At 71.4% G+C, this 1,810-nt stretch carries 1 protein-coding gene; it reads left to right on the top strand.

Annotation, left to right across the window (positions count from 1 at the left end; genetic code table 11):
* The first annotated feature begins 73 nt into the window (after window positions 1–73).
* The gene (locus RJ1_RS44830) at window positions 74–1,717 is read left to right on the top strand and encodes a transposase (RefSeq protein WP_420820355.1); all 1,644 of its coding nucleotides are present in this window, start codon (window positions 74–76) and stop codon (window positions 1,715–1,717) included.
* Window positions 1,718–1,810 lie beyond the last annotated feature (93 nt).

Genomic DNA, 1,810 nt, shown 5'->3' with positions numbered 1-1,810 from the left:
GGGGGCTGTTTCAAATTTCCGGGTCGGGGTGTCCGCGTGCCGCGGCGCCCTGACCGCAGGTTTCTTGGATAATGTGTTGGTGGCCAAGGGATATCGACCGGTGAATCGTGATCAGCAGTTTTTGTTGCCGCCGGACATGCGGGAGTGGGTGCCGCCCACGCATCCGGTGTGGACGGTGATCGAGATCGTCGACACTCACCTCGACACCAGCGCCTTTCACGGCGCTCGCCGCACCGGCGGTGCCGGGCGGGCCGGGTACGACCCGGACATGCTGGTGACCCTGCTGGTCTGGGCGTGGTCGCGGGGGATGCGGTCGTCCCGGCAGATCGAGCGGGCCTGCTCGGAGGTGGTGTCCTACCGGGTGATCTGCGCCGGCGACGCCCCCGATCACGTGACGATCTCACGGTTCCGCAAGGACAACCACACCGCCTGTCAGGCCCTGTTCACGCAGGTCCTGATCCTGGCCGCACGGTTGGGTCTGGGCCGGCTCGAGACGATCGCGTTGGACGGGGTGAAGATCGCCTCCAACGCATCGAAGGACGCCAACCGCACCGAGGACGGGCTGCGCCGGGCGGCCGAGGCCGAGGCCGCGCGGATCGCCGCGGCCGCGGTGGCCGCGCACGCCGCCGGTGACGACGCCGAGGACGACCTCTACGGCGAGGACGATCCGGGTCCGGGACAGGTGCCGGCAGAGTTGGCCGATCCCAGCACCCGCTCGGCACGGATCGCCGAGGCGTTGGCGCAGCTCGACGCGGAGAAGCAGGCCGAACGGTGCGAGCGGGACGGGAAGGCGCAGGACTATCTGGCCCGGCTCGACGCGGGTGAGACGGTGATGGGCCGGGTGCCGGTCGGGGCCGAGGTCGCCGCCGCCGAACGGCGTCTGGCCGAGGCGGTCGCCGCCCAGCACGCGGTGATCGAGCGGTTCCAGGGGCGCATCGCGGCCGGGGGCGGGGGCACCCGATTCGCACCGAAGCCGGTCGACGAGCACCACCTGGTGCGGCGCCGGCGCACCGAACTCGACACCGCCCTCCGCAAGCAGGGCGAGCGCACCGCCGCCGCCGGGCAGCGGCGCCGCAACACCACCGACCCCGATTCGCGGTTGCAGCCGCTGCGCGGCGGCGGCTGGGTGCAGGGCTACAACTGTCAGGCCTTCACCAGTGAGGACGGGTTGATCCTGGCCACCGGGGTCGGGACCGGCCCCGCGGACTACGACTACTTCCCCGAGATGGTCGACAAGGCCGGGGCGGCCGCGCAGCTGATCGACACCACCCGACGCGGCGCGAACCCTGCCCACCCGGACCCGGCCGCCCCCACCCCGGAGGAGCTGATCGGGGTGATGCTCTTCGACGCCGGCTACTGCTCCCGCGAGAATCTCACCGCTCCGGGCGCGGACCGGTTGATCGCCACCGGCAAGAGCCGAGACCTGCACCGGGCCGCGGCCGACGATCCCGCATCCGGGCCCGCCGACACCGACGACCCCCTCCTCGCGATGGCCCATCGGCTGCGCACCGAGGCCGGAATCGCCACCTACCGCAAACGCTCACCCATCGCCGAAACCGTGTTCGGGCACGCCAAACACAACCTCGGATTCCGCCGCTTCACCAGCCGCGGACTCGACCGCGCCCGCAGCGAATGGGCGTTCCACGCCGCCGTGCACAACCTCGGCAAGATCCTCACCCACCTGACCGGAGGCACCCCCCTCCCCGCCACCGGGTAACCGAGAACTGGTGGGGGGTGGGGTGACCCACACACCCCCGATCACGTCACCGGACAACCGCACCCGGGCCACGACCACTCAATTCCGCAACAG

The organism is Rhodococcus jostii NBRC 16295, assembly GCF_001894825.1.
In the GTDB taxonomy this organism is placed as follows: domain Bacteria; phylum Actinomycetota; class Actinomycetes; order Mycobacteriales; family Mycobacteriaceae; genus Rhodococcus_F; species Rhodococcus_F jostii.
Note: the sequence above shows the minus strand (reverse complement) of the source record. Positions and strands in the feature narration are given on the sequence as shown.